The organism is Suttonella ornithocola (genome assembly GCF_001889065.1).
Classification (GTDB): Bacteria; Pseudomonadota; Gammaproteobacteria; order Cardiobacteriales; family Cardiobacteriaceae; genus Suttonella_A; species Suttonella_A ornithocola.
In genome coordinates, this window is record NZ_LWHB01000026.1 from 1 (window position 1) to 7,467 (window position 7,467).

At 39.6% G+C, this 7,467-nt stretch carries 12 protein-coding genes; 7 read left to right on the top strand and 5 right to left on the bottom strand.

Translation table 11 applies throughout. The annotated features are described in order from the left end of the window. Positions 1 to 416, top strand: a 416-nt coding sequence (locus A5N85_RS02315) for a transposase (RefSeq protein ID WP_072575793.1), incomplete at its 5' end; no start/stop codon positions are given. 5 nt (positions 417 to 421) lie between these two features. On the opposite strand, the gene A5N85_RS02320 is transcribed toward A5N85_RS02315, so the two are convergent. The 4 genes from A5N85_RS02320 to A5N85_RS02335 form a co-directional block, all read right to left on the bottom strand. Further along, positions 422 to 1,648 carry a M48 family metalloprotease gene (locus tag A5N85_RS02320; protein WP_072575794.1) on the bottom strand — a complete coding sequence of 409 codons (1,227 nt, stop codon included), beginning with the start codon at positions 1,646 to 1,648 and terminating at the stop codon, positions 422 to 424. 79 nt (positions 1,649 to 1,727) lie between these two features. Further along, the gene (locus tag A5N85_RS02325; RefSeq protein ID WP_072575795.1) at positions 1,728 to 1,937 is read right to left on the bottom strand and encodes a hypothetical protein; all 210 of its coding nucleotides are present in this window, start codon (positions 1,935 to 1,937) and stop codon (positions 1,728 to 1,730) included. Positions 1,938 to 1,940: 3 nt separating this feature from the next. Continuing rightward, positions 1,941 to 2,525 (bottom strand): LemA family protein, encoded by a 585-nt coding sequence (locus tag A5N85_RS02330; protein ID WP_072575796.1) that lies wholly within the window; start codon positions 2,523 to 2,525, stop codon positions 1,941 to 1,943. A 10-nt stretch (positions 2,526 to 2,535) separates the two neighbouring features. After that, positions 2,536 to 3,048: a LemA family protein gene (locus tag A5N85_RS02335; protein WP_072575797.1), complete on the bottom strand. Its 513-nt coding sequence runs from the start codon at positions 3,046 to 3,048 to the stop codon at positions 2,536 to 2,538. A 148-nt stretch (positions 3,049 to 3,196) separates the two neighbouring features. On the opposite strand from A5N85_RS02335, the gene rapZ reads away from it, so the two are divergent. The 6 genes from rapZ to A5N85_RS02365 are packed head-to-tail and all read left to right on the top strand — an operon-like array spanning position 3,197 to position 7,066. Then, positions 3,197 to 4,078 (top strand): RNase adapter RapZ, encoded by an 882-nt coding sequence (gene rapZ / locus A5N85_RS02340; RefSeq protein ID WP_072575798.1) that lies wholly within the window; start codon positions 3,197 to 3,199, stop codon positions 4,076 to 4,078. Positions 4,079 to 4,119: 41 nt separating this feature from the next. Further along, positions 4,120 to 4,686 carry a dCTP deaminase gene (dcd, locus tag A5N85_RS02345; protein ID WP_072575799.1) on the top strand — a complete coding sequence of 189 codons (567 nt, stop codon included), beginning with the start codon at positions 4,120 to 4,122 and terminating at the stop codon, positions 4,684 to 4,686. 9 nt (positions 4,687 to 4,695) lie between these two features. Further along, positions 4,696 to 5,850, top strand: coding sequence for an endonuclease/exonuclease/phosphatase family protein (locus A5N85_RS02350; RefSeq protein WP_072575800.1), 1,155 nt, complete (start codon positions 4,696 to 4,698; stop codon positions 5,848 to 5,850). 51 nt (positions 5,851 to 5,901) lie between these two features. Further along, on the top strand, positions 5,902 to 6,093 hold the full coding sequence (locus tag A5N85_RS02355) for a 2-hydroxymuconate tautomerase (protein WP_072575801.1): 192 nt from the start codon (positions 5,902 to 5,904) through the stop codon (positions 6,091 to 6,093). A gap of 15 nt (positions 6,094 to 6,108) precedes the next feature. Then, positions 6,109 to 6,816 (top strand): DNA polymerase III subunit epsilon, encoded by a 708-nt coding sequence (gene dnaQ / locus A5N85_RS02360; RefSeq protein ID WP_072575802.1) that lies wholly within the window; start codon positions 6,109 to 6,111, stop codon positions 6,814 to 6,816. Positions 6,817 to 6,832: 16 nt separating this feature from the next. Next, positions 6,833 to 7,066: a hypothetical protein gene (locus tag A5N85_RS02365; protein WP_072575803.1), complete on the top strand. Its 234-nt coding sequence runs from the start codon at positions 6,833 to 6,835 to the stop codon at positions 7,064 to 7,066. Positions 7,067 to 7,071: 5 nt separating this feature from the next. Here A5N85_RS02365 and A5N85_RS02370 read toward each other — a convergent pair whose 3' ends face one another. Continuing rightward, on the bottom strand, positions 7,072 to 7,320 hold the full coding sequence (locus A5N85_RS02370; protein ID WP_084601551.1) for a transposase: 249 nt from the start codon (positions 7,318 to 7,320) through the stop codon (positions 7,072 to 7,074). Positions 7,321 to 7,467: the final 147 nt, after the last annotated feature.

The window sequence follows — 7,467 nt, forward strand, 5'->3', positions numbered from 1 at the left end:
CTTATGGCTACAGCACAAAAGGACAAGTTTGTCATGGAAGTGATAACTGGCATTTAAAGAACCAGAGCAATGCGATTGGAGCCATTATCAATGGAGAATTGTTTGCCTTACGCTTATATGATGGTTCCATTAACAGCGATATTTTCTCTCATTGGGTGAGAGAAGCACTGTTACCTGAGTTACCTAAAAACAGTGTAATTGTCATGGACAATGCCGCTTTTCATAAACGCAGTGATATTCAAGCAATCATTGAAGAGCATGGGCATGAGATAGTTTGGTTACCCCCTTATAGTCCAGACTTAAATCCCATTGAAAAGATGTGGGCTTGGATTAAGCAAATACGCAAAGAATGGCGGATGGATTGTATTGATACTTTATTCTTTTATCTGCTTTGGATTGGGTTGGGTTTTAGATGATTGCACTATAACTTTGCCAACTCTGCTTTTGGCGTATTCTGAAGTAAATTAAAGTAACAAGGGATTTGCGCGATAGGATCAATCTTTTCAATTTTGATAAATCCTTGCGTTAACATTGTCATTGGAATAGGAAGCTCTATTGATAGTTGCGCTAATTCAAATTCATTAAAGCCACTATGATAAGCAAAAAAAGCCAATAACAATGCAACTCTTTCTTCTTCAGAAAGCCTTTGAGAAAAATTTGGTGCTTCACGTTGCTTTTGTACAATGATTAAAATGGGATAAAGTAAATTTGCGGTAAAAGCCTGTCGATTTAGCGCTATTGGCTTATCTGCACCGCTATATAAGCGCTTGGTTCTTATATCAAATGCCAATGCATCTATCTCTTTTTGGTCAATTTGTCCGCCATAACGCATGATGCGGTCCGATAATGCAGGATGAGTCGCAAAACGCATTGTTTGAGTAAAATATCGAATAAATAAAAAATGTGCTTGCGTGTCTGGCATCTCAAATGGACGCATTTCTAGCACTTGCAAGGCAAGCGCTTTTTTTAATGCCATTATTAATGATTCAGAATGACGGGTGAATTGCACCGCGCGCGCATCTGCCATCCATTCTCTTTCACGGGAAAAAGCTGCTTGAATCCATTGTCCAATATAAAAAAGAATACCCCCTGCCGATGATAGTGCTTTTACTAAAAAACTAGGCTCACGAATACCACGCCAAAAAAACTCCCTACCTGCACTAACACCTATTCCCCCTTGCCCCAACTGACTTAAAGCATAAAACCCAGCCAATACCGCACTTAGCTGACTGTAAAGAAAAACATCTTCATTAACAATATGCCCAAACTCATGCGCGATAACAGCTTGCTGCTCATCTCGACTTAAATATTTAATTAACCCTTGAGAAACCACTAAAGCAACACTTCGCTCTGCGCCACCCAATACAAAAGCATTGATACTTTTATCTTGTGGTAAATAAAAAACTTCAGGTGGCAACGTTCCTGAAGCCACCGCCATTTCTTCTACCACATTATTCAAAATCCGAAACCAATCACCTTGCTTCATTGCTATCGGTTTTGCACCTAAAGCTTGAGCCAATTTTCCAGCAGACTTTTCTCTTAAAGCCTTTTGCGCACTAAAATACGCTTCTAATGCGACAACCAAGCAAATCAATGCAATCGTTATCGATAAAAATAAAATTTTCGTTCCCTGATTTTGAAGAACCAACTGCCACCACGGTAAAGCGCTATAGTCAAATCAGCTAAAAAACAGAACGTTATCTACCGCCAGAATGGCTAGATAAGGGCTATAGGATGTTTTGTTTTTTAGCTGATCGCACTATATCACTATGAGTGAATAACGTAATCAATGCTGCAATAGCAAAAGCAATAGAAAATGCTATTAAGAAATAAATGCCAACGCCGATTAACGTTCCAAACCAAAACAATCGACTCAACCAACGGCTCGCTGCACGCGCTTCCTGATGATGCAGATAAAATAACGGACGAGCAGCCATCGCTTAATCAAAATGAATTTTTACTGCTTCTCGCTTCTCCGGTGCATCGACTTCTAACCAAGGCGTTAGCTGAAATCTAAAAAAATGATTCAGAAGATTATTGGGAAATACTTGAACGCTATTATTATATTCCGTCACACTAGCATTATATTGACTGCGGGCATAGCTGATACGATTCTCTGTATCTGAAATTTCTTGCTGAAGCTTTAGCATTTGCGTATCTGCTTTTAACTCTGGATACGCTTCAAAAGTGGCATACAATCCACCCATAGATTTTGAAAGTGATTGTTCTGTATCTATCAAATGTTGAATAGAATCTGGAGACAATTTATGCTCGGTTTGCTTTAAAGCTGCTGCTGCTTGGTTACGCGCAGCCGTAACTTGCGTTAAAGTTTCCTGTTCATGTTTTAAATAGCGTTTTGCTACTTCAACCAAATTTGGGATTAAATCATAGCGGCGCGTTAATTCAACATCTATATCGGCAAACGCATCTTTCACCGCATTACGCGCGCGAACCAGCTGATTATAAACCCCTATTCCGATTAACCCAAACAGCAGAATCATTCCTAAAAAAATTCCTATAATCATCGTCCTCTCCTTATCTCCAAAAAGGTTTTTCCTGCCAACCCAATAAATTTCCCAATAAATAATTTGGGAAAACTTCTAGCGCATCATTAAACACATTTACCGCATCATTATAATGTTGTCGGGCAAATGCCACGCGATTTTCCGTGCTTTTCAATTCTTCTTGTAAAGAGGCTAAGACATTATCGGTTTTCAAAACAGGATACGCTTCTACTCTTGCGGAAAACACCGCTAATAACGTAGAAAGTTGCTGATTAACTTGAGAGACTTTTGAAAAATCTTGTAAAAGCCCAACGCTTCCAATGTCGCGGCGCAAACGAGCGATTTCTGTCAATGTTTCGCGCTCATGCTGTATAAAACGTTCAGCAACAGATTGTAAATTCCCGATTAAATCGTAGCGACGCTGTAATTGCACCTCAATTTGAGACAATGCATTATCAGCAGCATTACGATAGCGCACCAGCCGATTAAATATCGCTATGAGATAAACGCCTACAATGACCAACAATCCTATTGCAACCCACACACCACTCTCCTACACAAACAATCCACATCATTGCCATAAATTCGCTACAATATAGCATGTTACGCTCTGACAATAATACAAACTCTATTTTTAAATAACTCTTTCCCTAAGACTTTACGTCTTTTCGATTAAAACAAAAGAGGCTGATATGTTAATTGTAAGTGGATTATCTGGCGCAGGAAAAACCATTACGCTCAACATATTAGAAGATTTAGGTTACTATTGTGTCGATAATTTACCTGTTGCGCTGCTAAATGCATTCGTGAAAGAATTTGCGAGTCGCCATCATCAGCCAGTTGCCGTTGCGATAGACGCCAGAAATGCTGACGACATTCGCCTACTGCCAGAAACCTTACGAACAATTCGTCAGCAAATCCCGATACAAGTACTTTTTTTAACGACTAGTACTGCCACTCTTGCCCGTCGATTTAACGAAAGCCGTCGTCCTCATCCCTTACATCTTAACCATCACAGTCCAGCACAAATCGTTGCTGCGATTGAAAAAGAACGGGAACTATTAGGCGAGCTAAATAACCTTTCTGATATTCTAATTGATACTAGCAATTACAATGCTGGAATACTGCGCGATAAAATCATTCGGCTGCTCAATGCAAAAGCACCTGATTTAATGATTACCTTACAATCCTTTGGTTTCAAACATGGCACACCAGTAAACGCGGATTTTGTCTTTGATGTCCGATTTTTACCTAACCCTTATTGGGTACCTGAACTACGACGCTATAGTGGCACACAAGCGCCTATTATTGAATGGCTTGATGCCTACCCACTTCCCCAGCAATTTGTTCAACAAACAGCAGACTATCTAAAAAACTGGCTAGGACACTTTTTAGATATGGGCAACCGTGCTTATTTAACCATTTGTATTGGGTGTACTGGAGGACAACATCGTAGCGTTTATGTCACAGAAAGGCTTGCCACTATACTCATACCTGATTTTCCCGGGATTAGCGTTGAGCATCGAGATATGATTTCTTATATCGAATCCAATGAAACACAGCAAAACGCATAAACTTTTGTTATCCTAATTCGCTTTAGTTTCTTTCCACACTTATGAGCATTAAAAACGATCGCTGGATTCAGCAAATGGCCGAACAACACGGCATGATAGAACCTTATGAACCTAAAATGATTTCTGCTACTGATGGCGGAAAAATCGTTTCTTATGGCACATCTTCTTATGGCTACGACGTTCGTTGCGCCAACGAATTTAAAGTTTTCACCAATATCAACAGTGCCATCGTTGATCCTAAACATTTTGACCCTCAAAGCTTTGTAGATATTAAAAGCGATGTTTGCATTATTCCGCCTAATAGCTTTGCACTGGCTCGCACCATTGAATACTTTCGCATTCCCCGAGATGTCCTCACCATTTGCTTAGGCAAAAGCACTTATGCACGCTGTGGAATCATTGTTAACGTCACCCCTCTTGAGCCAGAATGGGAAGGACACGTTACCTTAGAATTTTCAAATACCACACCTTTACCTGCCAAAATCTATGCTGGAGAGGGATGCGCGCAAATGCTATTTTTACAATCAGATGAACCTTGCCAAACCTCTTATAAAGACCGTAAAGGAAAATACCAAGGACAAACTGGCGTTACTCTTCCTCGAATTTAACAGAAACCTATGCTACTCACTCTTAACATCATTGCTGTTATCTTTACCTTTCTAACCTTTTGGGGAAAGTTACCTTTTGACCACTGGTGGATACGAGCAATGGATTTTCCAAGAATTCAAATGCTTTGCATTGGTATTTTTTCTTGGTTGGGACTGTGGTTATATTTTTCACAATGGCAGACAGTAGAGTTATTTATCATGCCAATACTAACTGGTGCCATTATTTACCAGCTTAGTTACGTTCTGCCTTATACCCGAATATGGAAAAAACAAGTCGCGCAAGCAAAAGACAACGGCAATGAAAGACTGTCTATATTAGTTTCCAATGTTTTAACCCCTAATAATCAAACTGAAAAACTGGTTCAGCTTATTGAGCAGCATCATCCAGATATTGTTCTTACCTTAGAAAGCGATAAAAAATGGGAAAAAGCGCTAGAAGTTATCGAAAAAAACTATCCCTATAACGTAAAAGTCCCATTAGATAATCTCTATGGTATGCATCTATATTCAAAACTGGAGCTAGTTAACCCTAAAATTCACTATCTGATTATTGATGATATCCCTTCTATCGAAACCCAAGTCGCATTAAGAAATGGGGAGAAAATTTGGCTATATTGCCTACATCCAATGCCACCATCGCCGACTGAGGCTGATAAAAGCACTACTAGAGATGCCGAAATACTGATGGTAGGCAGACATATCCGTAAAAACCAGCAAAACGCCATTTTAACAGGTGATTTAAACGACGTTGCTTGTTCAAAAACCACGAAAATGTTTCGCCATATCTCCGGCTTGTTAGATCCACGTATTGGAAGACAATTTACTAATACCTTTCATGCAAAATTGCCTTTCTTACGCTGGGCATTAGATCATCTCTTTCATAGTCCCTGCTTTACCTTAGTAAAAATGCAAAGGCTACCTAGCATAGGTTCCGACCATTTCCCTGTATTAACCACCTTACAATACGAACCGCCTAATAGCCAAATTAGTCAAATTCAAGAAACAGAATCGCCTGATGCGACTGCTAAACAACATGAAGAAAGCAAAGAAAAAATTGCCCAAGGGCGTATTGAAGGCGAGAAACTTTCTGCCGAAAGTGATAACACTACTACATTAACGCAGAAGCCTACGCATTTTAACGCTTCTGTCGCTAACAGCAGATAATCTCATTATTAACCCAAAAACTTCTTAACTTATATAAAGGAAAACTATTTTATGCCAATCGTTAACATCAAAATTATCGAAGGTCGCAACCTTGAACAAAAACGCGAAATGGGAAAAGCGGTAACAAAAGCTATTGCTGATACATTAGGGATTCCTGAAGCTGCTGTCTGGATTAGCATTGAAGACCTTAAACCAGAAAACCTTTGCCAAGGTGGAGAATTACGCATCGATAAAAAAAGCTAAACTCCCTTTTCTCTCATGCGACAAATTATCTTTGATACAGAAACAACCGGGATGAACTTCAATGCTCCTGATAAATCTGAGGGGCATCGCATTATTGAGCTAGGTTGTGTCGAACTCATTGACCGCAAGCCAACCGGTCGGACCTTACATTTACATTTCAATCCAGAGCAACAAGTCGATGAACAAGCGGTAAATGTGCATGGTATGGACAACGCCTTTCTTGCCGACAAACCACTTTTCAAAGACAAACTTAATGAAATTGAGGCCTATTTTCAAGGTGCAGATGAGCTTATTGCGCACAATATGCCTTTTGACCAAGCCTTCTTAAATCGAGAATTGACTTTAGCAGGACGCAACTATCGATTAGAAGAACGATTCAAGCTTACTGATACCGTTATTATTGCAAGAAAAATGTTTCCTGGTGCGCGTAATAGCCTAGATGCACTCTGTAAACGCTTTAATGTTGACAACAGTGGACGCGAAAAACATGGAGCATTACTAGATAGCGAACTCTTGCTAGAAGTTTACCTTAAACTAACTGGTGGACAGTCAACCTTATTTGAATCTAATAGTCTTACCTCCTCTCAGGCACATTCTTCTACTGCTTCTCAAAAAAACATCACGAAAAATAATAAAAATAGCCAGTCACTTTGGCAGCGTGTCATCATCAACGAACAAGAACGCGCTGCACATCAAGCTATTTTAGAAAAAATCCGCTCATAATTTCAGAGGATAAAATATGACAACAGCAACTAACGACTTTTTACAAACTGCTCGTCAAATCGTTGGCGAAGCGCATCTCATTACAGAAAGCGCTCGTATGGAAAAATACTGTAAAGGCTTTCGATTTGGAGAAGGAAAAGCCTTAGCTGTTGTGAAACCGGGTAGCTTATTAGAAATGTGGGCAGTTGCTCAAGCCGCCGTTAAAGCCGATTTAATTATCATTACACAAGCCTCCAATACAGGATTATAGTGCAATCATCTAAAGCCCAACCCAATCCAAAGCAGATAAAAGCATAAAGTATCAATACAATCCATCCGCCATTCTTTGCGTATTTGCTTAATCCAAGCCCACATCTTTTCAATGGGATTTAAGTCTGGACTATAAGGGGGTAACCAAACTATCTCATGCCCATGCTCTTCAATGATTGCTTGAATATCACTGCGTTTATGAAAAGCGGCATTGTCCATGACAATTACACTGTTTTTAGGTAACTCAGGTAACAGTGTCTCCTCTCACCCAATGAGAGAAAATATCGCTGTTAATAGAACCATCATATAAGCTGTAAGGCAAACAATTCTCCAATTGATAATGGCTCCAATTCGCATTGCTCTGGTTCTTTAAATGCCAGTTATCACTTCCATGAACAACTT

Coding starts and splice junctions, on each gene's coding strand:
- dcd (WP_072575799.1), top strand. CDS start 4,120: ATGAGCATTAAAAACGATCGCTGGATTCAGCAAATGGCCGAACAACAC.
- A5N85_RS02365 (WP_072575803.1), top strand. CDS start 6,833: ATGACAACAGCAACTAACGACTTTTTACAAACTGCTCGTCAAATCGTT.
- A5N85_RS02350 (WP_072575800.1), top strand. CDS start 4,696: ATGCTACTCACTCTTAACATCATTGCTGTTATCTTTACCTTTCTAACC.
- rapZ (WP_072575798.1), top strand. CDS start 3,197: ATGTTAATTGTAAGTGGATTATCTGGCGCAGGAAAAACCATTACGCTC.
- A5N85_RS02325 (WP_072575795.1), bottom strand. CDS start 1,937: ATGGCTGCTCGTCCGTTATTTTATCTGCATCATCAGGAAGCGCGTGCA.
- A5N85_RS02330 (WP_072575796.1), bottom strand. CDS start 2,525: ATGATTATAGGAATTTTTTTAGGAATGATTCTGCTGTTTGGGTTAATC.
- dnaQ (WP_072575802.1), top strand. CDS start 6,109: ATGCGACAAATTATCTTTGATACAGAAACAACCGGGATGAACTTCAAT.
- A5N85_RS02355 (WP_072575801.1), top strand. CDS start 5,902: ATGCCAATCGTTAACATCAAAATTATCGAAGGTCGCAACCTTGAACAA.